This window comes from Cecembia calidifontis (assembly GCF_004216715.1).
Taxonomy (GTDB): domain Bacteria; phylum Bacteroidota; class Bacteroidia; order Cytophagales; family Cyclobacteriaceae; genus Cecembia_A; species Cecembia_A calidifontis.
This window is the reverse complement of the sequence record NZ_SGXG01000001.1, coordinates 319,304-345,878: the sequence shown is the minus strand read 5'-3', so window position 1 is coordinate 345,878 and position 26,575 is coordinate 319,304. Positions and strand designations below refer to the sequence as shown.

Sequence of the window (26,575 nt, the reverse complement as noted above, 5' to 3'; positions counted from 1 at the left end):
GTCAGTCTCTAATTCTCGTGGAAGATTGTCGAAATATAAGGATTTACTTTTATTGCTTGCCCAAATATCTGGCCAAACCTTTTTTGATACTTTTGACTATTCCTGGGCCTTCATAGATCATGCCTGTATATACCTGCACCAATGATGCCCCTGCTTCCAGTTTATTTATGGCATCTTGAGCTGAAAATATTCCGCCAACTCCAATAATCGGGAAAGCATGGTTGGATTGGGTAGCCAAATACCTGATCACCTCTGTGCTTCTTTTGGAAAGCACTTTCCCACTGACCCCCCCTGCTCCTATGCGCTGCACCTTTTCTTTAGGGGTCTGCAGCATGTCCCTTTCGATGGTCGTGTTGGTGGCAATTACCCCGTCAATTTTGGTTTCCAGTACTATCTCGATGATATCATCCAATTGGCCGACAGTCAGGTCTGGGGCGATTTTTAATAGAATAGGTTTTGGATTTTTCTTCTTGCTGTTGGCCGTTTTTACTTCTGTCAAGAGCTTTTTAAGCGGTTCTTTTTCCTGAAGTTCTCTCAGATTGGGGGTGTTTGGTGAACTGACATTGACGACAAAATAATCTACAAAAGGGTGAAGAATTTCCATACAGTAGAGGTAGTCCAAAACTGCATTTTCATTAGGTGTAACCTTATTCTTTCCGATATTTCCCCCGATGAGGATGTCAGATTTTCTTTTTTTGAGTCTTTTGACGGCCTCTTCCACTCCACCATTGTTGAAGCCCATCCGGTTGATCAGGGCTTGGTCTTCAGGGAGACGGAAAAGCCGGGGCTGAGGATTGCCTTCCTGAGGTTTTGGCGTGAGCGTTCCTATTTCGATAAAGCCAAATCCCAAGAGGGCCATTTCGTCAATCAATTTGGCGTCTTTATCAAATCCTGCTGCCAAGCCAACGGGATTTTTGAATTTCAATCCAAATACCTCCCTTTCCAAAATGGGGTTTTCATATTTGAAAAACCATTCAATTATCGGTTTGAGTAAAGGAAGGTTAAAGGTCTTTTTGATCAATGAAAAAGTGAAATGATGGGCATCTTCCGGATCTTTTTGAAAAAGAATAGGCTTGATAAGGACTTTATACACGATGAAAGAGGTTTATGACGCTTGCAAAATTAAGCGTTTTGGGCAAAGTCAGGGAATAATTTTGCGGATCTTATGAAATAACCTTCCATTCAATCACAATAATGGATTTGGGTTTTTAGGGTGATAAAAAGACTTTTGGTGAAGTGGATGAATTCAAAAAAAGAAATTCAGTCCAAGACCAAAGTTGGATAGGAGATTCAGGTCAAATTCACTGCTTTGACTGATGTTGGTTTGCGACATCAAGTTATAGGTATTTGTGGTATTGTACTCCAATATACCCGACCTTAATTCCAAGCCAATTTTTTTCGAAAGCATATAGTGAACACCTAAGGAAATTCCCGTATTCCAGCCATCAACTTTGCTGTCGAAGAACATTCCACCCGAACTTTCAAAAAATGGTCTTCCCCAGACCCTATTCCCATAACCTTCCAGAATGAACGAAAACTTTTCATCCATTACCAGGAATTTTCTAAGAAAAATGCCTGCGTAAAAATCCCTTGTGACAGTTCTAGACTCGGAATAACTATTGGTGCCTCTTCCCATACCTCCCTGGGCACCAAGGGCCAGGTTTTCTTTTATGAAATAACCCAAACCGGGAAGCAAAATCCAAATATTCTCTGTTCGATTATCTGAATTTGGGAATTGCGGATTGATGTTTTTCCTTTCTGTATGGGTGGTCTTATAACCAACATTACCCCTTGCCATTATTGACCCTTTTTGGAATTGTGCATAGACAAGGCTTTGGAAAAGCATCAGGAAAATCAGGAAGAGTAGAAGTTTTTTCATTTTTTCCTATTGATAAAAAAGTTAGCGCCTATAAAAATGGAAGAAGTGTTCAAATCAAAATTGAAAAATGATGATGACGTTTCGGTACGCCATTCTGGTGTATTAGAACCATTAGCTTCCGTCCGTTCTATTCCAAAACTCACTGGAATTACCTGTAATTCTATAGCTATCCAATGGGTAGGGAAGAAGGATATGCCAGCACTGATACGATTGTCCCAAATCCGGGAAATGCTTGCAAAATCAAGGGTACTGTTATTTTGATTCAAGGAATTTTCTTGATTTCTACTTAGGTAGCCGGAACTGAATTGTCCGAAGAATGCGAATTTATCTTGAACTGGGAAGAACTTTCTCATAAAAGCCCCTGCTCCAATACTTTTAATGTCGGTAATGGAGGTCGATTCCGAAGGAGACTGGACATTGACCCTTTGCCAAAATTCTGAATAACTGCCTTCAAATCCGATCACCAAATTGTCTGTAATTAAGTAACCTAGCTTTGGCTTAAGCAAAAAGACGTTTGATTTTAATTCAGACTCAGTTCCTATTAAGTCAAAACTTTCAGTATTTGATATGCCATAATTTAAGCCGCCTCCAACCATAAAATTGCCTTTTTGAAGTTGGGCAAAAGTGAAAGGCGTTATTGTAAAACAGAAGATCAGGATAAAAACGGTGCTAAAAACTTTTTTCATAAAAGATCAGGTTGCATGGTGTTTGGTTGAACGTCCGATATAACTAAAAGTTTTGATTTGAGAAAAGTTTTTTGTTTTGATCTGTAACTCTTTATCAGGGACATTCACTGCTCCTTATTTCCTGGGATGAAATTCATTGAGCACTTGTCTAAGGTAATCCCTGTCCAAGTGGGTATAAATCTCAGTGGTGGTGATGCTTTCATGTCCCAGCATTTCCTGAACCGCCCTCAGGTCCGCGCCACCTTCAATCAGATGGGTAGCAAAGCTATGTCTGAAGGTATGTGGACTGACATTCTTTTTGAGGCCAATGGCTTCCACTTGTTTTTTGATGATCAAAAAAACCATGACTCGGGAAAGTTTTTTCCCCCTTCTGTTTAAAAACACAAACTGTTCATGTCCCTTGGCTGTCTGTATATCCCTCCTGAATTCTTCCAAGTAGATTTTCAGGTATTTCAATGCATCCCTTCCAATGGGAACGAGCCGCTCCTTATTCCCTTTCCCGATTAACCTCAAAAAACCTACATCCTCATATATATTGCCGATTTTAAGGTCAATCAGCTCCGATACCCGCAATCCGGAACTGTAGAGGATTTCCAACATGGCCCTGTTCCTATGGCCTTCAGGCTCTCCCAAAGGGATGCTTTCCAGGATTTGGGTAATTTCATGGTAGCTCAGCGTGTCCGGTAACTTCCTCCCAAGTTTGGGAGCTTCCAATAATTGGGCAGGATCTTCGGAAATGCGGTCTTCATAGACCAAAAATTTATAAAAGGCTTTGATGCCCGAGATGATCCGTGCCTGCGTATATTCGGAGATTTCCAGTTCCGCCAAGCCATTGACAAAATACCTCAGGTGCTGTAATTGTACTTCTGTAGGGCCTACCTGGGGAAAGTTTTTTTCCATGAAGCGGCTTAGCTTATCCATATCCTGTTGATAGGCCAAAATGGAATTTTCACTGAGAGACCTTTCGAGTTTCAGGTAATGCTGAAATTGACGGATTTGGCTTGACCAGCTGCTCATGAAATTGTTAGGGTTCTTTGAATTTTCAAATTTAAGCTTCCTGTTCAGATAATTCACGAATTTCGGTATTCAAACCAAAAGCTTGCTTAAATTTATGCCTCGAAACCACCAACCAGAATAAATTTTGAAAATCATCATCATCAACGGCCCCAATCTTAATTTGCTGGGTAAGAGGGAACCGGAAATTTACGGTAGCACCTCCTTTGAGGACTATTTTCAGCAGCTAAAGTCGCGCTTTCCCGAGGTGCAGCTCAGTTACTTTCAGAGCAATGTCGAAGGCGAGCTCATCAATAAAATCCATGAAGTGGGATTCAGCTATGATGCCATTCTCTTAAACGCAGGAGGCTATACCCATACTTCCGTTGCGATTTCTGATGCCATTGCAGGGGTAAAAACTCCTGTACTGGAAGTCCATATTTCGAATATTTACAAAAGAGAGGAATTCAGACACAAAAGCATCATTTCAAAGGAATGTGTAGGGATGATCTCTGGATTGGGCCTCAGAGGCTATGAATTGGGTATTTTGTACTTTCTCAACCGTTAATTACCATGATAACATTTGCGCCGGGGCCTTCTAAGGTTTACGATAAACTGCCCCAGTACCTATTGGATGCTTATCAACAAGGCATAATCAGTGCCAACCACCGCTCTGCTGTCTTTATGAACCTGTACCAGGAAACAGAGACTTTGATGCGTGAAAAACTGCATATGCCGGAAGGATTTAGGCTCTTATTTACTTCTTCTGCTACTGAAAATTGGGAGATCATTACCCAATCTATTGTACAATCAGCGAGTTATCATATTTTTTCCGGTTCATTTGGGAAAAAATGGTATGACTATGCTAAATATATTGAGCCGAAATCCTTTGCGCATAAACTGGATGCCGAAGAAACCATTGATGTGGAGGGATTGATTATAGGTGATGAATTCGATCTGATCGCCATTACCCAAAACGAAACTTCCAATGCCACTCAAGTGACCAATGAGACGATAGCAGCCATTGCAAAGAAGTTTCCCGAAAAAATGATTGCTGTGGATACCACTTCTTCCATGGGAGGGATCGAGTTGGATTTTACCCTGGCGGATATCTGGTATGCCTCTGTACAAAAATGCTTCGGACTTCCTGCCGGATTGGGGATTTTGTTGGTTTCTCAAAAGGCCATCGCCAAAACCAAGGATAAGGGTGAAAAGGGCCGGTACAACAGCCTGAATTTTATGCTGGAGAACGCCCAAAATTACCAGACCCATTATACCCCAAATGTACTTGGGATCTACCTTTTGTACAGGGTTTTGCAGGATATGCCCGAAATCCAGCATGTGGATAAAAGGACCAAGGAGCGTATGAGAAAACTGGAGGATACTATTGCGCATACCTCCAAATTGAGACTTTTGATCCAAAATCCCGATGCCCGGAGCAGTACAGTCCTTGCTGTGACGGGAAAGGAAGAATTTATATCTGAAATCAAAAAAAGCGCAGAGAAAGAAGGTATGCAGCTTGGAAGTGGCTACGGGCCATTAAAGCCCACCAGTTTTAGGATTGCCAATTTTCCTGCCTTTACAGATCAGGAGCTGGAAAAATTGATGGATTTTCTTAAAAAGTATTAAGCCATGTTTGACTTTAAAGAGATTTTCTCGGTTACCTTGATTTTGTTTTCTGTGATCGATATTCTTGGATCCATTCCTATTATTATCAATCTAAGAAAAAAGGTGGGGCATGTACAATCCGGAAAAGCCACCATAGCGGCAGGGGTTCTGATGCTGTTGTTTCTGTTGGTGGGAAAATCCATTTTATCCCTTTTTGGTATTGGGGTAGAGGATTTTGCCATTGCAGGTGCGCTGATCATCTTTGCATTAGGGGCTGAAATGATTTTGGGGATCGAGTTGTTCAAGCCGGACCCTGAGGCTTCCACCACCTCTGCATCAATCGTGCCGATTGCATTTCCGCTGATTGCCGGTGCAGGTACACTGACCACTATTCTGACCCTGAAATCAGAGTATAGTCAATTAAATATCGCCATAGGTATCATTATTAATCTTGGGATTGTGTATTTGGTATTGAAAAGTACCAACTGGCTGGAGAGGAAACTTGGAAAGACTGGATTGGATGTCCTGAGAAGGATTTTTGGGATTATCCTTTTATCGATTGCTATCAAGATTTTCAAGACTGCTTTGAGTAGTTCTGAGATTTTCTAAAATATTACCATATCATAAGACTCCTGGACAGGTATAAGCGACTTGTTCAGGAATCTTTTTTCTTTGTGCCATGATTATCATTCATACAGATGGGGCAGCCAAAGGTAATCCGGGTCCGGGTGGCTATGGGGCTATCCTTCAGTACAAGCAGCATAGAAAGGAGCTTTCGGAAGGATTCCGGATGACGACCAACAACCGCATGGAACTCTTGGCAGTCATTAGGGCATTGCAGGAAATCAAAGTGACAGGAATCCCTGTGACAATTTATTCCGATAGTAAATATGTGGTAGATGCAGTTGAAAAAGGTTGGTTGTGGTCCTGGCAAAAAAAAGGTTTCAAGGACAAAAAGAACCCTGATCTTTGGAAACAATACATTCCTCTGCACATGAAATATAAACCCAAATTGATTTGGGTAAAAGGCCATGCCGGTCATCCTGAAAATGAGCGCTGTGACCAATTGGCGGTAGCTGCAGCTGAAAAACCCAACCTGCCACCGGATGTGGCTTATGAAAGTCAAAATGACGGGACCTTATTTTAGTTTTTGCTCATTTTAAAATAGCCATGTCTAAATCTTACTTCCAATTCAAACAGTTTGGAGTTCACCAAGACCGGTGTGCCATGAAAGTGGGTACAGATGGGGTCATCTTGGGAGCATTGGCAGGGGATGGGAATGCGAAGACTATGCTGGAAATTGGTGTGGGAACGGGAGTTGTGTCCCTGATGATGGCTCAACGTTTCGGAAATTTGAACATCACAGGGGTAGAATTGGATAAAGATACCATTGGTCAGGCCCTTGAAAATGCCAATAGTAGTCCATGGAAGGAGAGGATAACTTTTTTGCATCAGGACTTTCAGTCCTTTTCAAGAAATTCCAACCAAAAGTTTGGTCTGATTGTCAGCAATCCTCCCTATTTTCCCAATCATCTCAAATCTATGGATACCAAGAGGAACCTTGCCATGCATAATGATAGCCTGCCTTTTGATGATCTGATTGAGGGAGTTCAAAGGCTGTTGGAGGAAAAGGGCAAATTTTGGGTGATTTTACCCCCAAAGGAAATGAGAGTTCTGGAGGAAAAGGCCAAAGTGAAAAACATGTTTCCTGAATGGCGGCTAGTGGTAAAAGACAGGCCCTCCAAGCAACCGCATAGGGAAGTCCAGGTTTTTTCTCTTCAATCCGTAGAAAAGCGTACAGAAGAATTGATCATTAAAGATGAAAACGGTGCATATTCCTTGGGCTATTCCAGACTATTGACGGAATTTCTGTTGATTTTCTGAACCATAGGTTAAAATTCCGTCCAAATCTTTTTATGCGTTTTTTTTGAAGGATATTTCGGTTAAATTTAAACCCGCTTTAAACTATTAGGTGTAATGAATAGAAGTTTTGTTGGTGTTTTTTTGTTGTTGACTTTTCTTGTGGTCTTTTTTTCATCCTGCGAGGAAGAAATTGAAGTAAGCCCTTCTCTGGTAACTGAGGATATTCTTTTTGTCAGCGGAGAAAAAATCAGAGTGTCGGGAAGGATAATTACCACAAGGAATATCAATGCTACGGACCATGGTTTTTATATCTCTGAAAACGAGGCTTTTTCCCAGCCCATAATCATTTCATTGGGAGAGAGGGAGGCCCCGGGAAGATTTATAGGTGAGGCCATGGGCTTAAGGTTGGGAAGGAGGTATTTTGTCAAATCCTTTGTTGTGATAGGAGGAGAACAGATTTTTGGAAACATTATTCCATTTGAAACCCTTACCCCTGAGATTTTTGACTTTTCTCCCAATAATGGACCGGTGGGGACCATAGTGACCATTAACGGTAAAAATTTCACCTCAGATACAGAGGTTTTCTTTGGGACATCCAAGGCTCAGGTAATTTCTATTGATTTTGATTCCAGGATGCAGGTAAGGGTTCCTCCTGTGGGTTCTCAGCCCGATGTCAATATAAGAGTAGTAAGTCAGTCCAGAGAATTGGTATTTGACAATATATATAGGTATACAACCGGGAAATTCAACCAATTGGCTAATTTTCCTTCATCCATTAGGATCCAGGATGGTGTTTATTTGCAGGAAGGAAATCTTTTCTATGTAGGATTAGGCTCAGACCGTAGTCAGACCATCAATCAGACCATGTGGAGGTACCAAGTGGGCAGTACCAATTGGGAACAAATCTCAGTTCCCGCACAATCTATCTGGAGAGGGTTCACCAGCAAGACGTATTTTGGAGGAGGAAGGACCTCAGTAGCCTTTCCTGAATTTTCCAGGGATTTTTTCAGACTCCAAAACGGGACATTTGTTAAGCTGCCTGATTTACCTTTTTTCACAGTAAATGGTCTTGCCTTTGAAATCAATAATCAACTTTATGTGATCGGCAGTGTAGAACCGCCCACTTTTACATCTGCTTCCTTGGTATACCGCTACAATCCTAGCAGCCAAACCTGGAACTTATTGGGCCAGGCTCCATTTGCAATCAATAGGAATTTGATCAGCTTTACCTATCAAGACAGACAATTCATTATCAATCCCGACAACCGGGAATTAGTAGCCTACAATACCACGTCCAATAGCTGGGAGACTGTTGGTGTTTATCCCGGAGAAATTGGTAATGGCACAGGCATCGGAGCAGTAGTGGGACAGAAAGCTTATGTTGGTCTTGGAAACAGGTCGGTTCAGATGTGGGAACTGGACCTGAATAATTTTGAGTGGATAAGGAAAAATGATTTTGGTGGCTCCACGACATTCAGAAACGAAGCTACTTATGTGCATGATGGGTTGATTTATGTACTCAGAAGTGCCGAATTACAGATTCAGGGAGTCCCGTCCGAATTCTGGGTTTTCGATCCTTTAGGTTTTTAAAAGAATGATTATGAAGAAACATATACTCTTGATGCTATTTTTTACCCTCTGTTTTACCGGTTTGGTATATTCCCAAACCAGAACAGTAGTGGGCCGTGATATAGGGGAGCTAAAAAACCTGCGGATTTCCGGTAGGATCACCGATCAGATCACAGGGGAAGCTTTGGTAGGAGCTACGGTCACCGTGCGGGAAACCAATAAAACAGAGATCACGAATGCCAATGGGAATTTCTTTCTTGTCCTGGATAGAGCTGAATATACCTTGGAATTCAGGTATGTAGGATACGAGACAGTAATCTACCCTATTGTTGCAGTAGGAGAGGGAAGGATCAACCTCACCATGATCCAGGAAGATTTCACTTTGGATGACGTAGTTATTTTCGGAAGAGATCCTGAGAAAAATATCCGGAGTACGGATATGGGAGCAATCAGCATCAGTATGAATACTTTGAAGGAATTGCCTCCATTTTTGGGAGAGGTAGATATCATCCGTTCCATTGCGACCTTACCTGGGGTAAGCCAGGTCGGAGAAGCCTCTTCCGGATTGAATGTCCGCGGAGGAGGGGCTGACCAAAACCTGATCATGTTTGCCGGTGCACCCGTATATAACCCTTCCCACATGTTTGGTTTATTTACTGCCTTCAATCCGGATATTGTCAATGACTTTACCCTTTATAAGGCAATCATCCCCAGTAGATTTGGAGGTAGGGGTTCTTCCATTCTTGATATTGCCCCAAAATCAGGCAGCTTGACCCGATGGGGTGGTGATATGATGGTGGGAACTGTATCGGGAAAAGCCTCCATCAACGGGCCTATTGTAAAAGATGTTTTGTCTGCCCAGGTGGGATTCCGTGGGTCTTACATCAATTGGTTGCTTAATTCTTTGAAAAATCCGGAGCTAAGGACCAGTCAGGCAAATTTCAATGATGTCAATGCCATTCTATATGGTGAAATCAATGAAAACCATAACCTAACTTACAGCTTTTACAGAAGCTACGATGATTTTGCCCTGGCATCGGATACCACTATTTCCTGGACAAACCAAAGCCACTCTGTCCAATATAAGGGCAATTTTGGAGAGAGGGCCAGTGTCGACCTGATTGGTTTTTATACCCTTTATGATTTTTCCATTTTCAATCAATCCGGCATCAATAATTTTGACCTTAAGTCCGGTATTGTGGACACCGGTGTACGCTTTAATTTCACTTATAAGTTGGGAGAAAGGAATAGGATTAATGTAGGAGGGGATACTAAAAATATTACCATACAGCCAGGGGAATTGATCCCTGATCCCAATGGGGAATCCAGCGTGCTTCCTCAGAAAGTTCAGAATGAGTACGGAAGGGAAAGTGGGCTCTTTTTCCAGCACGAACTGGAAATAGGCGAAAAGTTCGGGTTTTCGTATGGACTACGGTATGACCTTTACCAATATTATGGACCAAGGACAGTAAGGGAATACCGCGAAAACCTTCCATTAGACGCTGGAAACGTGATAAGTGAAAGATCCTACTCGGATGGTGAGGTGATCCAATCCTATGATGGTTGGGGACCTCGTGTCTCCATGAGGTATTCTTTGGATAGCAAAACCTCTATCAAAGCCGGATACAATAAAATGTACCAGTTTATTCATTTGATTTCCAATACTGCTACTATTGCTCCTACGGATGTTTGGAAACTGAGTGACCAATTCCTAAGACCGCAGATTGTGGATCAGTATTCCCTAGGAATCTATAAAAACTTCAAGGGTAATATTTTTGAGACATCGGTTGAAGTGTATTACAAAGACATTCAAAATGTGGTGGAATATAAAGATGGGGCAAGGTTACTTTTGCAAAACCATTTAGAGACTGAAATTATTCCCGGACAAGGTCAAGCCTACGGCTTAGAAATTTATGCAAAAAAGAATCTGGGAAGATTGACGGGATGGGCGAGTTATACCTATTCCAGGGCTTTGAGGAGGGTCATTACTCCATTTGAAGAGGAAATTATCAATGATGGGAACTGGTTTCCTGCCAATTTTGATAAGCCCCATGACCTGACTTTGATCGGTAATTATAAATTAAGCTCTTTTACTTCCTTGTCAGGAACTTTTTCTTACAGCACGGGCCGTCCAGTTACCTTCCCGGAGGCTAAGTTTGACTTTGCGGGAAACTCATTGGCTTACTTCAATCAAAGGAATCTCCAAAGAATACCTGATTTCCATAGGTTGGATCTTTCTTTGAATTTCAAGTTTCAGGGTGAAGGGAAATTCTTTGATGGTGACTGGACTTTTTCAGTCATGAATGTTTATGGGCGAAAAAATCCATTTTCCATATTCTTTGCAGATCAGCCAGGTTCTCCACCGCAAGCTTACCGCTTAGCCATTTTAGGAGTTCCGCTTCCAACATTGAGTTATGCTTTAAAATTTTAGAAAAATGTTTAGAAGGTTAGTTTATATATTTCTGATCATGCTCCCTTTGTCCTGTATTGATCCTTATAGGGTTGACTTGTTGGAAGGTGAGCAGTTGTTGACAGTGGATGGATTTATCCATACAGATCCAGGCCCTCATTCCATAAGATTGACCAGGACTGACACTTATGGGTCAGTTTTTGAGGGATTGATCAGGCCTGTGAGACAGGCAACAGTAAGTGTTAGGGACAGTCAAGGTCTTGTGACCTTCCTCACGGAGGTTGAACCCGGACTTTATCAGACTCCAAGTAGTTTTCAGGCAAGGCCTGGGCTATCCTATACCTTGCAGATCAGGTTATTGGACGGTAAAGAATATGCCTCGTTTCCGGAAGAAGTACACCCTGTCCCTCCAATCGATCAGATTTCTTACCGAAGTGTCCGTCGTGCTACCGAAAACAGGTTGGAAGATAGATTTGGAGTTGAATTCTTTGCACATTTCAGAGATCCCTCAGAACAGAAAAACTATTACTATTGGCGGATGGATCCATCTGTGTTTGTCTTAGTGGCCAATCCTGAGCGCTACACCAATCCTCCTACCCACCCCACCAACCCCAGAGGCCCTGCTCCTAAGGATTGCTGTGATATCTGTTATTTGGTAGAGCAGCCCAGGATTCAACAATTTGCCATAGCCTCAGATGAAAACTTCAATGGACTGAATACAGTGGTACCGATAGCTTTTGTGGAGGATAATGGATTGCGGTTTAAAGACACCTTCAGGGCAGAGTTTTTGCAGATGGGGATATCCCAGGGTGCCCATAGGTATCTAAGACTGATTGATCAGCAACTTGGCATAACGGGAAGTGTCTTTGACCAGCCACCGGCCAATATTAGGGGAAATATCATCAGTCTGGACAATCCTGATGAAACAGTCTTGGGCTATTTTATAACCGGTTCTGTCCAAAGGAGCACCGTATATGTCAAACGCAGTGAACTGGAATTTACGGCTTTGCCCAGGATTATTCCCGATGACTGCAGGACAGTAGCCAATGCTACTATTGCGCCACCAGCCAATTGGAATCCGGGGAATTAAGCCTCATAATTTCCATTCCTGTTCCTTAAAGTGGATATGGTGTTTCTCCAACTCCTGTAAGATAGGCTCATAGATGGATTTGGCGATAGGGATTTTTAAGCCCTTGTCCTTGATTTTTCCATCCAAAAACATGTCTACTGCGATGGCCAAAGGCAAACCAACAGTTTTGGCCATGGCAGTATATTCCTGGTTTTCTCCTTTGGACACCAAGCTTGACACAACACGTTTGATGCCTTTGGGTGTTTTTATGTCAAAAAGGTGCTGCATGACTATCATGTCCCTGTCATTTTCCTTCAAAGCCCATTTTTTTTCCAAAATGGCCTGAAGAATAGCAGCAGGGCTTCCCTGGAATTTGGGTAAAGATTCCTGATTGAAAAAACCCAGCCACTGAATTTTTTCCATAACTTCTTTGTCCACCCAGGGCAGGATTTCTTTCAGTTTTTCCTCCATGATTTTTGTTTCATGATAGGGAAGGAATGAATCCAAAAAATCCCGATAGGTATAAGTTTCTGGGAGTGCCATTTCAAAGCTGTCATCAGTCATTCCCAATTGTACAAACACATTCCAGCTTTGGCAGAATCCGCTTCTTCTTAAAGTGCCCCTCAATAAGGTTGGGATTTCTTCGAGTCCATAAACTTTTCTGTATATCAAAGAGTCCCTATTGGCATAGCCGTCAAATTCACCCGCTTCTTCAAAGCTGATCTTGTCCAACCGCTGAAAGAGCATATGATAGGGGATATATTTGTATTTTCCATTGCGGATATACCTGGAGACACCCTGCCCGGCCAGCACCACATTTCTTGGATTCCAGGTAAACTTATACTTCCAAGGATTGTCTTCACTTTCCGGAGCCAGGACACCTCCTGTGTAAGATTTAAATGACAGTATCTCATGTCCAAGGGCTTTTTCCCTTTCTATCACCTGCATGGCGGACATGTGGTCTAAACCAGGATCAAGTCCACATTCATTGAGAAACAACAGGTTTTTTGATTCAATTTGGGTTTTGAGTTTTCTCAATTCTTCCGATTCATAAGAGGCTGTGAAAAAATGTTTCCCAAGTTCCAGGCAGTCTTTTGCGATGACAGGATGTAAAAATGCCGGAAGCATGGAAATTACAAGATCATTTTGTTGGATAAGTTTTTTTCTGCTTAGATCATCTTCAAGCCTGATGGAGCTGGCTTTGGCATGGGGATGTTCCTTGATTTTTTTCAAAGCAAGCTCCTCCTGTAGGTCTGCTACTGTTATTTGTCTGTTTTTTTCAATGGAAGTTTCAAGGAGAAAATCTATCAGGTAAGCTGAGGATTTACCTGCACCGATGATCAGGATATTTTGCATCTCAAAGCGTATTAGGGGTTTATTGGTGTACAAGTTGGCAAAAAAACCATATAGACTGAAAGGTTCACTGCTTAAATCCTAAAAAAAGAACATTTGCGAAAATTTTTTCGTTAATTCAATCTCTTTTTAAATTGTTAGCATGCAGGAAAAAATTGAAATGAAAGTGTCCCTGACGGTATATCCGACAGCGGATTGGTCGGAGGAAGATCGGGTGTTGGTTGGTATGGCAAAAGAAATTATGGAAAAAGCCCATGCTCCTTATTCAGACTTTTTGGTCGGGGCGGCACTATTACTTGAAAATGGAGAAAAATTAATGGCCAATAATCAGGAGAACGTATCATTTCCTGTTGGGGTATGTGCCGAAAGGGCTGTCCTGAGCTATGCCATGGCCAATTTTCCGATGTCAAAACCCCTTAAAATCGTCATTTCAGCAAAAAAAAGAAATGGAAATAAATTTGCCACCGTTACTCCGTGCGGACTTTGCAGGCAGACCATCAATGAGTATGAGAACAAATTCCAGGCACCTATTCAGGTCATGATGCTGACACCAGAGGGTAATTTGCTGGTAGCGGATGGTATTGAGCAGCTCCTTCCCTTCAGATTTAATGATTTGAACAGTTAAATGAAAAATTCTATCAAGTATGAGCATATAGCTCACTACAGGACTTCCCATGTGGTCAATAGGCAGGAGAAGGAAATTATCTTTGCCCTCCATGGTTATGGTCAGCTTTCAGAGTTCTTTTTGAGGAAGTTTTCTCCTCTTTTTAGGGAGGAAAGGATTTTTGTCGTGCCTGAGGCGACCAATTATGCTTATTTGGAGGGATTTTCAGGACGGGTAGGAGCCAACTGGATGACAAGACATGAAAGGGAGGCGGCAATTGTCAATAACAACCATTTTCTCAATGCTGTATTGGAATCACTTTGGATTAAGTATTCGGATAAGCCAAAATCAAGGTGTTGGGGTTTTCTCAAGGTGCCGCTACTGCCACCCGCTGGGTGAGCCAATTGTCCATTCCGGTGGACAGTCTGATTCTTTGGGGAGGGGGATTTGCCCATGATTTGGAGCCGGCAAAAGCAAATGAGAAATTGAAAGGAAGTCATTGTTACTTGGCCATAGGGGATCAGGATGAGTTCATTACAGCCGAATCCTTAAAAAAGCAAGATCAGTTGGTTAAAGAACTGGGGGTCAAAGCCCAAATAGTGCAGTACAAGGGAGGGCATGAAATTGATGTTGAACTTTTGGGCCGGATATTGGTTCATCAAGTATCCTAACTGAATCATTGCGAAAACAGTTTGATTTTAGATGGCAGTTATTTAATTTTCAAAAAATTTTATGTCTTATTTCAAATGCTTACCCTATCAGAAAAAGAAGTTGAAAACATAGCGGCACAGCTGCTGAAAGGGATGATCTGTTTTTATCAATTGGATAAGAAAAAAATTCATCACTTGCCCGATGACGAAGATTATTTCAACTATGACCTTACCCCAGAGGAAGAGGATATTTTAGATGAAATAGATGAAAATCCGGATAATTTTGCTGAATTCACCAAGATGGAACCCGCACAGGAACATCAGATGATGGAGAATTTTGCGGAAAGGATTGTTAAGGAAAGGAATTTCCAGGATGAACTTTATAACGCATTAAGTAAACCCAAGGCTGCAACCGCCTTCAAATTCCTCATTGACAGTTCGGGGAAATACAATGAAAGATGGATAGAGTACCGATTGCAGCGGTACAAAGATTGGGTCAAAGAACAAGTTGATAGTTTCAATTATGCAGAAGAATAAAACAAAAACAACCGCAAATCGCGGTTGTTTTTGTTTTATTCAGACCTTAACCATTTCCATAAGGTTTTGTAATTGACTTTGGTGCCATGGATGAGGATTCCAATCCGGTATATTTTTGATGCTATCCAGGTACTGAAAAGGAATCCAGCAACCAGCAATCCCATGGAAAGCAGGAGATCAGATGTGGGAATGCCGTAACTCGCCCTGCCCATCATGCCGATGGGAGAAGTAAATGGAATAATTGACAACCAAAAAGAAGGGTTGCTATTGGGATCATCCAAAACAAAAATGAATAGCCCCATATAGGCAATCAACAATGGAATAGTAATGGGAAGCATAAACTGCTGGGCTTCTGAAGGCGCGTCCACAGCGGCACCTATAGCTGCAAATAATGCCCCGTACAAAAGATAACCTCCTATAAAGTAAAAAATAAAGGTGAATATCAATTGCACAAAATTAATATCCTGAATTACCTGAACAGCCTGTATCCAGCCCTTGTCAGGGGAAATGTCCTGTGCAAGCTCAGGATTTGTTGCTGATAATATTTCCTGTTGTGGCATGTTCATTCCCAAATAACCCATTACAAAGGCGGAAACTGTGCTGATCAATACAATCCAAATAAGGAATTGGGTAAGTCCCACTGCCCCTATGCCAATTATCTTCCCTACCATTAGCTGAAAAGGCTTGATAGAGGAAACCAGTATTTCAATGATCCTGCTTGATTTTTCTTCAATCACCCCCTGCATGATCTGATTGCCATACACAAAAATGAAAATGTAGATCAGGATTCCTGAAAAGAAGCCCAAAACATAATTTACAGTAGCATCTGATATTTTTTCCTGACCTGAAGTATCCAGATTGACCGTCTGTATATTGACTTTGGTTCGGTAAGCTGAAAGAATTTCGGGATCTAATCCCGCCTTGTACATACGCTGTTCTTCAATTCTCCTTTTGAGACTGCCCTCGATGAAAGAAATAAGTCCCATGCTGGGCGTTTTTTCACTGTAAAAGGTGATTCCACTTGGTTTTGTGAGATCAAGGACCGGTATGTATAAAAGTCCAAACCTTTCTCCTTCTCTTACCATCCGCTTGGCCTCTTCCAATGGGGTATTGGAAAAAGAAAAGGCATATTGTTCCGAGCTTTCGACAAAAAACAGGTTGTTTTCATCCACCACCTCAATAATACTCAGTGTGGGCCTTTCCATATCATCGAAGGCGATCCAAAGGAATAAACCCATGATCGCAGGGAATATCAGCGGGGTGAGAATCGTGGCCAGAAGAAATGACTTTTTTTGTACCCGGGACAGGTATTCTCTTTTGATAACAAGCCAGACCTTATCCATTGCTGTGGTTTTTTACTTGTTGGATAAATATTTGTTCCATGGTGGGGAGTATTTCCTTAAAACCCTTGACCTGACCTATTTCCATGGCTGTCTCCAGCAGCTCATTGGTGGTTTTTTGGTCTAAACCAGCTATATAGGTTTTTTCAGGCCCCTCAGCCCGCAATTTCCAGGAATTTGGAATGGCTTCTTCATTTGTGACCTGAATGCTGATTTCAAATTCATTTTTCCGGAATTGGTTTTTAATGTCCGAAAGCCTCCCGGAGAGAATTTTTTCAGATTTGTTGAACATGGCGATTTCATCACACAACTGCTCCACGGATTCCATTCTATGGGTGGAAAGTAGGAGAGTAGCACCTCTTGCTCTCAGTTCAAGGATTTCATTTTTGATGACTTCTGCATTGACCGGATCAAAACCTGAAAAAGGCTCGTCCAGAATAATCAGTTCTGGTCCATGGATGACGGCAGAGATAAACTGAATCTTCTGGGCCATACCTTTAGAAAGGTCATCTATTCTTTTTTGCTTCCAATGGGCAATTTCCAGTTTTTCCAGCCAATGGTTGACTTTGGTGTTGGCTTCGTGGGCAGAGAGGCCTTTCAGTCTGGCAAAGTAGACCAGTTGATCCCACACATTCATTTTTTTGTACAGACCTCTTTCTTCAGGAAGATATCCTATCTGGCTGATATGTTTTCTCTGCAATGGTTCTCCCTTGAAGAATATTTTTCCTGAATCTTTGTCTATAATCTGATTAATGATCCGGATCAAGGAGGTCTTTCCGGCACCATTTGGCCCAAGAATGCCAAAAATCATTCCTTTGGGTATGAGCAGGTCAATCTCATGAAGGGCTTTGGTATTTCCGTATGACTTGTTGAGATGTTGTATTTCTAGAATATACAAGGCTGTAGGTTTTGGCTAAAAATAGTAAAAAGTTCAGTAATTATTTAATAGTGACAGAACCCACTGAAACATCTATGGTCAGTTTCATCAGGTTTGTCGCTTTTTCATTGTATGCCTTATTCACATAAGTCTTGGGTGCAATTTCCCTAAAATGCTTTGGGATATGGGTTCGGCTCATCGCAGTTGATTTAATTTTAACGATGAGAGGCTGACTGTCATCCTGTAGATGGAAATCAACTTTGCCTGCGCCAACAGTTGCATTTATCTGACAAGGTTCAGACATTTTTTCTGAAACAGTAAGATTCAATGTCCCATAGTTGGCTTCGAAAATCATTTTTTTCGCATTGGTCAAATTGAGGTGATTGGCCTCCAAGGACCCCATGTTGATGCTGACCATCATGGTGTCCATTTTGACAGAGTTGGCCATTTTCTGACTGTAATCCAGTTTGATATCTGCACTTGCCGATTTGATGATGCAGTTGGATATCGGTAAGTGGGAAAGGTCAAAAATGGCTTTCCCTATTCCAAAATGAAAATTCAACGCATATAAGTAATGGGAGTTTAGGCCCACTTTCCAGGTATGGTCAAAATCATCATTGCTGCTCGAAAAAAGTTTATAGGATAGGCTTTTGCCAAGATTTTCGGATTCTACATTCCTGTGTACCAAGGAGGTATTGAGTACATTATTCTTTATTTCATGGCTAAAAGAAGGAAGTATGTTTACCTTGGCCAATTGGCAGGAAACCAAGACAGGACTTTCATCTTTGTGCCGCTTGATTTCAGAAATTCCCTTATAGACATTAAAGTCCAACTGGACCAGATTGAATCCTTCCTTCTGTTCTGCCTTAAACTCTTTGGTAATCTGGGCTTTAGCAAGGGTGTAGATCCCTAATAAGAAACATAATACCAAGTATAATCTTACCTGCATACGGTTAAGTTACGACTACCAAAATAAAAGGTTTTAAAGGTATAAAAAAAGCCGGTCAAAAAACCGGCTTAGACTTTAGAAGAATTCTTTCATCTTATCGAAAAAACTCTTTTCCCCTGAGTCAGGGGAAGGTTTGAAATTCTCGGAATTTCTCAGGCCTTCAAGGATTTGTCTTTCCTCTTTGCTGAGTTGTTTTGGCGTCCAAACATTCACATGGATGAGTTGGTCTCCTCTGCTGTATCCATTGATATCCCTGATACCTTTGCCTTTCAGTCTTAAGATTTTTCCGCTTTGTGTTCCTGGTTCGATTTTTATCTTAACTTTTCCATCGATGGTTGGAACCTCGATTTGTGCACCAAGAGCCGCATCTATAAAGCTTATATATAAGTCATAGACTACATTGTTGCCATCTCTGTGAAGTATATCGCCCTCAATTTCTTCAATTACGATCAGCAGATCTCCCGGGATACCTCCGGCAGTTTCGTTTCCTTTGCCGGACATGCTCAGCTGCATGCCGTCAGCTACACCGGCCGGAATATTAATAGTAATGACTTCCTCTTTGAGGATCAATCCCCTGGCATCTGCTTCAGCGGGCTTTTTGTCCACGATCTGACCATTGCCACCACAAACATGGCAAGTGCTTGCTGAAACCATCTGGCCAAGCATGGTATTGACCACTTTTTTGATCTGACCTGAACCTTGACAGGTACTACATGTTTTGAATGTAACACCGTCTGCGAGCACCTGGCGCTTGACCTTGATTTTCTTTTCCACGCCATTGGCAATTTCCCTAAGGTTCAATTTGAGTTTTACCCTGAGGTTAGTGCCTTTTTTTGTCCTTCTGCCGCTTCTTCCGCCACCAAAGAAGGATTCAAACCCTCCTCCTCCAAAGATATCTCCAAATTGGGAGAATATGTCTTCCATATTCATGCCGCCGGCTCCGAAGCCGCCATTACCACCAAGCCCCTGATGGCCGAATTGGTCATATCGCTGACGTTTTTCAGGATTGCTCAGGACTTCATAGGCTTCTGCTGCCTCCTTGAATTTTTCCTCAGCTTCCGGATTGTCAGGGTTTTTATCGGGATGGTATTGGATGGCCAGCTTTCTGTAGGCCTTTTTTATCTCCTCCGGGCTTGCGCTTTTGGAGACTCCCAATACCTCATAATAATCTCTTTTTGCCATAATTCGTGATTAAGATCCTGTTACTACCTTTGCAAATCGGATTACTTTTTCTCCTAGAGTATATCCTTTCTCCACTACATCTATAACCTTGCCCTTCATGTCTTCGGTAGGAGCAGGGATTTGGGTGATTGCTTCCTGCGTATCCGCATCAAATGGATTACCGATCAGATTTTCCATTACCTTTACCCCTTTGTTTTCCAAAGTTTTTACCAGTTTATGGAAAACCAGCTCATGTCCTTCCCTGACTTTGGCGGCATCATCTTCTTTTTCACTGGCCTTAAATGCACGCTCAAAATCATCCAATATCGGGAGAATCTCTTTGATAAGGTCCTCAGAAGCTGTTTTGATCAGATCCAAACGTTCTTTGGAAGTTCTCCTTCTATAATTTTCAAATTCAGAGTAAAGTCTTAGGTATTTGTCCTTGAGGTCTTCCACTTCCAGTTGAAGCTTTTCTTCTTTGGATTGATCTGCTTCTGGTGAAGCATTGGTTTCTTGCTCCTTCACATTTTCTGTAAGCTCCTGTTCCTGGGAAGCGGTTGGCTCATCTTTTATGGTTTCTTTCTCACTCATCTTTCTCAAAATTTTACATGAATCCTTTATCAATTAATTTGCCACTACAGATTTACTGACAAACTGGCACTTTATGGCATATTGATGGCCTGCCAAAGCATGTCTTTTAGCCTGTCTAAGTTGTATCCCGTCACGGATGAAATGAAAACCGATGGAAGGTCTTTTGGGATTTCTGATTTCATTTGTTCCATTAATTCTTCATCCAGCATATCTGATTTAGTAATCGCCAGGAGCCGTTTCTTATCCAACAGTTCAGGGTTGTATTTTTGAAGTTCTCCAAACAAGATTTTGTATTGGCCTGAGATACTGTCAGCATCAGCTGGTATCATAAAAAGAAGAATAGAGTTTCTTTCGATGTGTCTCAAGAACCTCAGACCAAGCCCCCTGCCTTCAGATGCTCCTTCGATAATCCCCGGAATGTCGGCCATGACAAAGGATTTACCATCCCTGTATGGGATAACACCCAGATTGGGAACTAAAGTGGTAAATGGATAATCTCCGATTTCAGGTTTGGCGGCAGAAATACTGGAAAGTAAAGTGGATTTGCCCGCATTTGGGAAACCTACCAAACCCACGTCTGCAAGCAATTTGAGTTCGAGAATGATCCATTCTTCAATACCTGGCTCACCGGGCTGGGCGAAATGTGGCGCCTGATTGGTGGAGGTTTTAAAATGATCGTTCCCTAAACCACCTCTTCCCCCAGGTGTCAAAATTACTTCTTGTCCATCTTCGGTGATTTCAAATCTGACTTCCCCTGTTTCTGCATCTTTGGCAACCGTGCCCAAAGGTACTTCCAAAACAACATCTTTTCCGTCACGTCCCTTTCTTCTTCCTCCTTCTCCGCCTTTGCCATCTTCTGCAATTACATGTTTCTTATATTTAAGGTGTAATAGGGTCCAAAGTTGGGCATTGCCACGCAAAATGATGTGGCCGCCCCTTCCTCCATCACCACCGTCCGGGCCACCTTTCGGGACATGTTTTTCCCTTCGGAAATGTACTGAGCCTGCACCCCCAGCCCCTGATCTTGAGCAAAATTTTACGTAATCAATGAAATTGCTTTCTGCCACCGTTTTAGAATTTTAATACCTTAAATCCGCAGGGCGGATTTAAAAAAAGCCGAAAAAGTGGCTGAATTTATTCAATTCAGGCTTTTCCGGCTCGTTTTTTTTTCACTTATTTAGGTGTTACCACACATCCTTGATAAGCGGTATGAAAATTACGAATTCGACAGAAAAAATCACACCTTTCGGAGGTTTTAATTTTGTTTTTAACTCTTTCAAAAATTCTGGTCTCCCAGAACTCATTGATAATCAATTGGGGGTTAGAGCCTTAAGGGGAGGGTTTTCATACAGTGACATTTTCGCCAATCATATGGCTATTTTCTTTAATGGTGGCGACTGTACTGAAGATATCAATGTTCACTTGAGAGACGCACTTGAACAGGTCCCTTCATTTTCAGTATGCAGTGCCGATACAATTCTGAGAGGTATCAAAGAGCTTGCTGTTGATACAGAACTCTTTATAAATCCGTCCAGTGGAGTAAGCCATGAATTTAATATCAATGGAAAACTCAACAGCTTGTTGTTAAAATCAGCTTGTAAGACCGGATTACTCAAGTCAGGTGTTGTTTACGACCTCGATTATGACAACACCGTCATTCCAACTGAAAAGTACGATTCAAAAAAGACATATAAACACGTCTATGGATATCAGCCAGGTGTAGCTTCCATAGCACATCCTGAATTTTCACAGGCCATTCCTGTGTACGTAGAGGGCAGAAATGGCAACAGTCAGGCCAAATATTTGCAGGCTGATACACTTACACGCATGTTTGGGCAGCTTACCAATGAAAATATCCGTATCGGAAGGTTCAGAGCCGATTCAGCATCCTATCAGGAAGAAGTTCTCCGCACACTGGAAGCACATACCGAAAGCTTTTATATACGGGCAAACAGATGTGCCAAACTGGATAATATCCTTGGAAGTATAGCCCCTGAGAAGTGGCAGAAAATACGTTTGGGTGTACAGGAAATGGAAGTTACTGACCTATCCGACTACAAACCTTTCGGTAAAGACAGGTCTTACAGGCTGGTCATTACCAGAATCAGGCGTAAAGACGGGCAGGCAGATGTGTTTAGTGGAGATGCATTTACTTACAGGGCTATTCTGACCAATGAACATACATCGTCCAATGAAGCTGTTGTAAGGTTTTATAACGCCCGGGGTGCAAGCGAACGCTTGTTTGATGTACTCAACAATGACTTTGGCTGGTCTAAGTTGCCCTGTTCGTTCCTTGCAGAGAATACCTCCTTTATGCTTATGACGGCTATGTATGCCAATTTTTACACCTATATCATTGGAGAGTATTCCAGAAAAGTTGATTGGCTTAAGCCTACCGACAGGCTCAAGAAGTTTATCTTCAGATTTATCACTGTTTCAGCCAAGTGGATAAGAACGGGAAGAAGAGAAGTGCTCAAACTGTTCACGAGTAAGGATTACAAGCCGATTTTGAACTAAATTCAGATAAAAACCCCTCAGGAGCTCAAAAAATAAAGATTTACAGGGAAGAGGTATGCCTTTTCCATTAAAATTGAGGAAAAAAACCGTCCATTTTATCCTCAAACCTAAAATCCATTGTCTCAAAACTATGAACACTCTTCAATCAAAGGGAAGAAATTCCCGAACTAGACCAAAAATGAACACAAACAAGCAGATTCAAATCTCCAAACTAAAATCCTGCGGATTTTAGGTAATAAATAAAAATGGCCAAGCTGTTGGGCTTAGCCAAATATTTTGCTACAAAGTTAAGGAATTATAATTTCAATAACTGTCAATGACATTTGAGATTTCCTGAAAAATCCCATCAATGCTGCCCACTCCATTGATTTTGGTAAGCTTGCCCTGCTTATCATAGTAGTCTGCTACAGGAAGTGTTTCGTCCAGGTATACCTTAATTCTAGTCTCAATTTTGGCTTCATCCTGATCATCTACTCTCCCGGAGGTTTTTCCTCTTTCGCGTATCCTTTCTTTGAGTACTTCCTCGGCTACATCCAATGCTATCATACCGGCAATTTGGGTCCCCTTCCTCTGCATGAGTTTGTCCAGGGCTTCAGCTTGGGCAACAGTTCTTGGAAAACCATCGAAAATAAATCCGTTGGTTTCGGGAGTGTTGGCAATTTTATCATCCACCATGTCAATTACTACTTCATCAGGAACCAATTTTCCCTCATCCATGTATTTCCTTGCCAATTTGCCCAATTCGGTCCCTTCCCCAAGGTGCTTCCTGAACAGGTCACCTGTGGATAAATGGGTCAGATTATACTTAGCGATGATTTTTTCGCTTTGTGTGCCTTTGCCTGCTCCGGGAGGTCCAAATAAAACGATGTTTAGCATTTTTCTTTTGATTTGATTTTTTGATATGTGCTGGTCACTATTAATCTTTAACTGATAAATCTCTGGAATATTTCTTCCAAAGCCATCATAATCAAGGCCATAACCTACTACAAACTTGTTTGGGATTTCAAATCCAAGGTAATCGATTTTGACCGGATGTTTTAACGCCTCCGGCTTGTGCAGCAGGGTTACAATCTTAACTGAAAGAGGTTGTTTTTCATTGATGAGGTTGAGCAAATGTACCATACTCAGGCCTGTATCAACAATGTCTTCCACAAGGATTACATGTCTTCCCTTCAGTTCAGCATCCAATCCTATCAAGTTTTTAACTTTTCCTGTGGAGGTCTCACCTTGATAGGAGGCTATTTTTAAAAATGAAATTTCTGCGGGTATTTGAATATGTTTGACGAGGTCTGATAAGAACATAAATGATCCGTTAAGGACGCCTATTATAATGGGGTCTTTGTCCTTGTAGTCCTCCGACAATTGTTTGCCCAGTTCTTTCACCCTATTTTCTATGACAGTTCTGTCAAGATATGGAGTAAATATTTTGTCTTTTATCCGAATCATTTAATGAAATAAAAAAGCCCTTTATCAAGGGCAATACAAATATATAAATAAATTCATAGAGGAGCATTTTTATTGTCGCTAATCGCTATAGATGCTTCATAAGAAACTGGTACATCTTGATCATGGCATCTAGGTCCTTGAGCGCTACCTTTTCATGAGGGGTATGTACATGGTCTTCCGGTGCGCCGATAAAGCACCAATCAATAGCATAAGGTGAGAATTGGATCTCGCGTCCATCACTGCCGCCAGCTGCTTCCACCTCAAGTTGGAAAGGAATACTGCTTTTTTCAGCCAGTCCAATTACTTTATCTAAGAATTTTTTTCTTGGAATAAACTTATCCCGGATGGAAATTGCTACTCCTTCTCCATGGTGCACGCCATCAGTTACCCAGGTGATGTCTGAAATCAAAGCCTGTTTAATAGGAGCCCTTTTTTGAATAAAATTCAGAAGGTAGGGTATACTGCCTCCTCCATGTTCCTCATAAGTGGAGAAAACCACCCATCCGTTTTCCAAGGTTTCGCATAATTGCAATGCATTGTAAATGCCCAACCTGTTGTCTAAATAGGCCGCTTCAATGAATTCCTCATCTATTTTGATAGACTGCTCAAAAGAAAGTCTGGTTCCTCTTTCTATGGGTCTGCCAAAATCGTGGTAGGCAGCACCTTCATAAGTGTGTAGTTTACATCGGATAGGGCCTAGACTGTCCATTCCAACTAAATAACAGCCTTCGATGATTTCAGGGCCGCCGACTGGTACCAATTGGTTTTCATATCTTGCCATAAAGCCAATAGTATCTATATGAGCAAAGACAGCGGTAGTTGGATTGCCAAATTTGAGCAATAAACAATCATGAAAATCATCACCAAAATAAATTTCCGGTGTAACCTTCCAGGACGACATTCGTTTATGGGTGTAACGAATGAGAAAATCTGTCATTTTGGATTCATCACCCGAAACACTGTCAATATGAAGTAATTCTTTAAGTGTATTCATTATGGCATAGTTTATGTTTCTTTGGCAAATCGAAAAAAATATCTGATAAATTGAAAAGAATTTTCAGAAAATTTATAGTTTTAAAAAATAAACATACATTTGTGATTAGTTAGAAGTTTATAAATTTGCAGTTAAATCAATCAAACACTTAAAAAATTTGAAAAAAAAATTTTTTATCATGAAAAAATTATTACTCTCTACAATTATGGCGGGTGCTTTAGCTGTCGGAGCTAACGCCCAGGTCGACTACAACAGATGGTCGGTTGAGTTTGGTGGTGGATTCAATAAGCCTATGGCGCCGTTGACTCCAGGCTTTTACTCTCCAACCCTAAACCTTGGACATGCTGATCTTGGTGTAAGATACATGTTCAATGAAAAGTTCGGTGCGAAACTTGATTTCGGTTTCGGTTCATTTAGTGAAGCTTCTAAGGACAACAATCCTGAGTTCTCCACAAATTATCACAGAATCAACTTGCAAGGTGTTGCTAACCTTGGAAGGATCATGAACTTTGAGTCTTTCTCCAGAAGATTGGGCATGTTGGCTCACTTAGGAGGTGGTATCGGTCAAGTTAGACCTCAAGATGGTCCTTTCAGTGATTTCAACGATAATGTGTACAACATCATCGCAGGTATTACCGGTCAGGTTAAACTTTCTGAGAGAGTTGCATTGGTAGGTGACATCAGCACTATCTTGAACGGTAGACAAACTGTCGCTTTTGACGGTGCTTCTGCTATCGGTCCTTTGGATCCAGGTTTCTATGGTGCTAATGGTACTTGGTGGACTGGAACTTTGGGTCTTAACATTTATCTTGGCAGCAAGTCTACTCACGCTGACTGGTACATCGCAGCTGACAAATATGCAACTAAAGATGAATTGGCTCAGCAGATCGGCGAAATCAAAGATATGTTGAAGGATTCTGACGGTGACGGAGTTCCTGATTATTTGGACAAAGAACCAAACACTCCAGCTGGTGCTAGAGTAGATTCTCATGGTAGAACTTTGGATTCTGACGGTGATGGTATTCCTGATCACTTAGACAAATGTCCATTCGCCCCAGGTCCTGCTTCTAACAATGGTTGTCCAGTAGAGAAAGTTGACGAAGTTGACTTCTTCAAGAAGGCGATCAACGAAGGATATGTTAACGTATACTTTGCATTTGACAGCGCCAAACCTCTTGGATTCTCTGCCTCTGGAATTGACTATGTTGCTAACTTCATGAAGAGAAATCCAGGTGTCAAAGTTGAGTTGAAAGGTTTTGCTGATGAGCTAGGTCCTGAAAACTACAACATGAGACTTTCTGAAAGAAGAGCTAAAGCTGTATATGATATTCTTATCGCAGCAGGTATTGATGCTTCCAGAATGACTTACAAAGGTTATGGTGAGGATACCAGCGTTGACAAGCGCTCTGCAGATGCCCGTCAGTTGGCTAGAAGAGTTAGCTTCGAAGTAAAATAATTTGATTAATTGCACAATAAACT

At 41.6% G+C, this 26,575-nt stretch carries 27 protein-coding genes and 1 pseudogene; 14 read left to right on the top strand and 14 right to left on the bottom strand.

The window, feature by feature from the left end; genetic code table 11:
• Positions 1-49: 49 nt before the first annotated feature.
• The 4 genes from BC751_RS01530 to xerD form a co-directional block, all read right to left on the bottom strand.
• Positions 50-1,093, bottom strand: a complete 1,044-nt coding sequence (locus BC751_RS01530; RefSeq protein ID WP_130274011.1) for a quinone-dependent dihydroorotate dehydrogenase — start codon at positions 1,091-1,093, stop codon at positions 50-52.
• Positions 1,094-1,246: 153 nt separating this feature from the next.
• Positions 1,247-1,879 (bottom strand): hypothetical protein, encoded by a 633-nt coding sequence (locus BC751_RS01525; protein WP_130274010.1) that lies wholly within the window; start codon positions 1,877-1,879, stop codon positions 1,247-1,249.
• On the bottom strand, positions 1,876-2,565 hold the full coding sequence (locus BC751_RS01520) for a hypothetical protein (RefSeq protein ID WP_130274009.1): 690 nt from the start codon (positions 2,563-2,565) through the stop codon (positions 1,876-1,878). The genes BC751_RS01525 and BC751_RS01520 overlap by 4 nt, the downstream gene beginning before the upstream one ends.
• A gap of 114 nt (positions 2,566-2,679) precedes the next feature.
• On the bottom strand, positions 2,680-3,582 hold the full coding sequence (xerD, locus tag BC751_RS01515; protein ID WP_130274008.1) for a site-specific tyrosine recombinase XerD: 903 nt from the start codon (positions 3,580-3,582) through the stop codon (positions 2,680-2,682).
• A gap of 124 nt (positions 3,583-3,706) precedes the next feature.
• Between xerD and aroQ the strand changes: the two genes are divergently transcribed.
• From aroQ to BC751_RS01475, 8 genes are all read left to right on the top strand, one after another.
• Positions 3,707-4,126, top strand: a complete 420-nt coding sequence (aroQ, locus tag BC751_RS01510) for a type II 3-dehydroquinate dehydratase (RefSeq protein WP_130274007.1) — start codon at positions 3,707-3,709, stop codon at positions 4,124-4,126.
• Between the two features lie 5 nt (positions 4,127-4,131).
• Entirely contained in the window at positions 4,132-5,187 is a 1,056-nt protein-coding gene (locus BC751_RS01505; RefSeq protein ID WP_130274006.1) for an aminotransferase class V-fold PLP-dependent enzyme, read from the top strand.
• A 3-nt stretch (positions 5,188-5,190) separates the two neighbouring features.
• Positions 5,191-5,775 (top strand): MarC family protein, encoded by a 585-nt coding sequence (locus BC751_RS01500; protein WP_130274005.1) that lies wholly within the window; start codon positions 5,191-5,193, stop codon positions 5,773-5,775.
• A gap of 70 nt (positions 5,776-5,845) precedes the next feature.
• Positions 5,846-6,313 (top strand): ribonuclease HI, encoded by a 468-nt coding sequence (gene rnhA / locus BC751_RS01495; protein ID WP_130274004.1) that lies wholly within the window; start codon positions 5,846-5,848, stop codon positions 6,311-6,313.
• 23 nt (positions 6,314-6,336) lie between these two features.
• Positions 6,337-7,050 (top strand): tRNA1(Val) (adenine(37)-N6)-methyltransferase, encoded by a 714-nt coding sequence (locus tag BC751_RS01490; protein ID WP_130274003.1) that lies wholly within the window; start codon positions 6,337-6,339, stop codon positions 7,048-7,050.
• A 93-nt stretch (positions 7,051-7,143) separates the two neighbouring features.
• Positions 7,144-8,619 carry an IPT/TIG domain-containing protein gene (locus BC751_RS01485; protein ID WP_130274002.1) on the top strand — a complete coding sequence of 492 codons (1,476 nt, stop codon included), beginning with the start codon at positions 7,144-7,146 and terminating at the stop codon, positions 8,617-8,619.
• 10 nt (positions 8,620-8,629) lie between these two features.
• Positions 8,630-11,029 (top strand): TonB-dependent receptor, encoded by a 2,400-nt coding sequence (locus BC751_RS01480; protein WP_130274001.1) that lies wholly within the window; start codon positions 8,630-8,632, stop codon positions 11,027-11,029.
• Between the two features lie 4 nt (positions 11,030-11,033).
• Positions 11,034-12,098, top strand: a complete 1,065-nt coding sequence (locus BC751_RS01475; protein WP_130274000.1) for a DUF4249 domain-containing protein — start codon at positions 11,034-11,036, stop codon at positions 12,096-12,098.
• Positions 12,099-12,101: 3 nt separating this feature from the next.
• Here BC751_RS01475 and BC751_RS01470 read toward each other — a convergent pair whose 3' ends face one another.
• Entirely contained in the window at positions 12,102-13,433 is a 1,332-nt protein-coding gene (locus BC751_RS01470; RefSeq protein WP_130273999.1) for a saccharopine dehydrogenase family protein, read from the bottom strand.
• 139 nt (positions 13,434-13,572) lie between these two features.
• Here BC751_RS01470 and BC751_RS01465 point away from each other — a divergent pair, with 139 nt between their 5' ends.
• From BC751_RS01465 to BC751_RS01455, 4 genes are all read left to right on the top strand, one after another.
• A complete protein-coding gene (locus BC751_RS01465; protein WP_130273998.1) occupies positions 13,573-14,055 on the top strand; it encodes a cytidine deaminase in 483 nt (160 codons plus the stop codon).
• Positions 14,056-14,433, top strand: coding sequence for an alpha/beta hydrolase (locus BC751_RS22180; protein WP_242617327.1), 378 nt, complete (start codon positions 14,056-14,058; stop codon positions 14,431-14,433).
• Positions 14,430-14,705 carry an alpha/beta hydrolase gene (locus BC751_RS22175; protein WP_242617326.1) on the top strand — a complete coding sequence of 92 codons (276 nt, stop codon included), beginning with the start codon at positions 14,430-14,432 and terminating at the stop codon, positions 14,703-14,705. Before BC751_RS22180 ends, BC751_RS22175 begins: the two co-directional genes overlap by 4 nt.
• 75 nt (positions 14,706-14,780) lie before the next feature.
• The gene (locus tag BC751_RS01455) at positions 14,781-15,221 is read left to right on the top strand and encodes a UPF0158 family protein (protein ID WP_130273997.1); all 441 of its coding nucleotides are present in this window, start codon (positions 14,781-14,783) and stop codon (positions 15,219-15,221) included.
• 35 nt (positions 15,222-15,256) lie between these two features.
• Here the strand turns inward: BC751_RS01455 and BC751_RS01450 are convergent, their stop codons facing one another.
• The 6 genes from BC751_RS01450 to obgE form a co-directional block, all read right to left on the bottom strand.
• On the bottom strand, positions 15,257-16,564 hold the full coding sequence (locus BC751_RS01450) for an ABC transporter permease (RefSeq protein ID WP_130273996.1): 1,308 nt from the start codon (positions 16,562-16,564) through the stop codon (positions 15,257-15,259).
• On the bottom strand, positions 16,557-17,459 hold the full coding sequence (locus BC751_RS01445; RefSeq protein ID WP_130273995.1) for an ABC transporter ATP-binding protein: 903 nt from the start codon (positions 17,457-17,459) through the stop codon (positions 16,557-16,559). The genes BC751_RS01450 and BC751_RS01445 overlap by 8 nt, the downstream gene beginning before the upstream one ends.
• Positions 17,460-17,499: 40 nt before the next feature.
• Positions 17,500-18,387: a hypothetical protein gene (locus BC751_RS01440; RefSeq protein WP_130273994.1), complete on the bottom strand. Its 888-nt coding sequence runs from the start codon at positions 18,385-18,387 to the stop codon at positions 17,500-17,502.
• A 75-nt stretch (positions 18,388-18,462) separates the two neighbouring features.
• Entirely contained in the window at positions 18,463-19,569 is a 1,107-nt protein-coding gene (gene dnaJ, locus BC751_RS01435) for a molecular chaperone DnaJ (RefSeq protein WP_130273993.1), read from the bottom strand.
• A gap of 9 nt (positions 19,570-19,578) precedes the next feature.
• Positions 19,579-20,139 carry a nucleotide exchange factor GrpE gene (locus BC751_RS01430; RefSeq protein ID WP_130273992.1) on the bottom strand — a complete coding sequence of 187 codons (561 nt, stop codon included), beginning with the start codon at positions 20,137-20,139 and terminating at the stop codon, positions 19,579-19,581.
• 71 nt (positions 20,140-20,210) lie between these two features.
• Positions 20,211-21,206 (bottom strand): GTPase ObgE, encoded by a 996-nt coding sequence (gene obgE / locus BC751_RS01425; protein WP_130273991.1) that lies wholly within the window; start codon positions 21,204-21,206, stop codon positions 20,211-20,213.
• Positions 21,207-21,348: 142 nt separating this feature from the next.
• Between obgE and BC751_RS01420 the strand changes: the two genes are divergently transcribed.
• Positions 21,349-22,656 (top strand): IS1380 family transposase, encoded by a 1,308-nt coding sequence (locus tag BC751_RS01420; RefSeq protein ID WP_130273990.1) that lies wholly within the window; start codon positions 21,349-21,351, stop codon positions 22,654-22,656.
• A gap of 303 nt (positions 22,657-22,959) precedes the next feature.
• On the opposite strand, the gene BC751_RS22000 is transcribed toward BC751_RS01420, so the two are convergent.
• The 3 genes and pseudogenes from BC751_RS22000 to BC751_RS01410 form a co-directional block, all read right to left on the bottom strand.
• Entirely contained in the window at positions 22,960-23,532 is a 573-nt protein-coding gene (locus BC751_RS22000; protein WP_207226940.1) for an adenylate kinase, read from the bottom strand.
• Between the two features lie 60 nt (positions 23,533-23,592).
• A pseudogene (gene hpt, locus BC751_RS21995) lies at positions 23,593-24,102 on the bottom strand (hypoxanthine phosphoribosyltransferase); the annotation flags it as partial.
• Between the two features lie 85 nt (positions 24,103-24,187).
• Complete coding sequence (locus BC751_RS01410) at positions 24,188-25,096, bottom strand: aminopeptidase (protein WP_130273988.1); 909 nt, start codon at positions 25,094-25,096, stop codon at positions 24,188-24,190.
• A 178-nt stretch (positions 25,097-25,274) separates the two neighbouring features.
• On the opposite strand from BC751_RS01410, the gene BC751_RS01405 reads away from it, so the two are divergent.
• Positions 25,275-26,552: an OmpA family protein gene (locus BC751_RS01405; protein WP_130273987.1), complete on the top strand. Its 1,278-nt coding sequence runs from the start codon at positions 25,275-25,277 to the stop codon at positions 26,550-26,552.
• Positions 26,553-26,575: the final 23 nt, after the last annotated feature.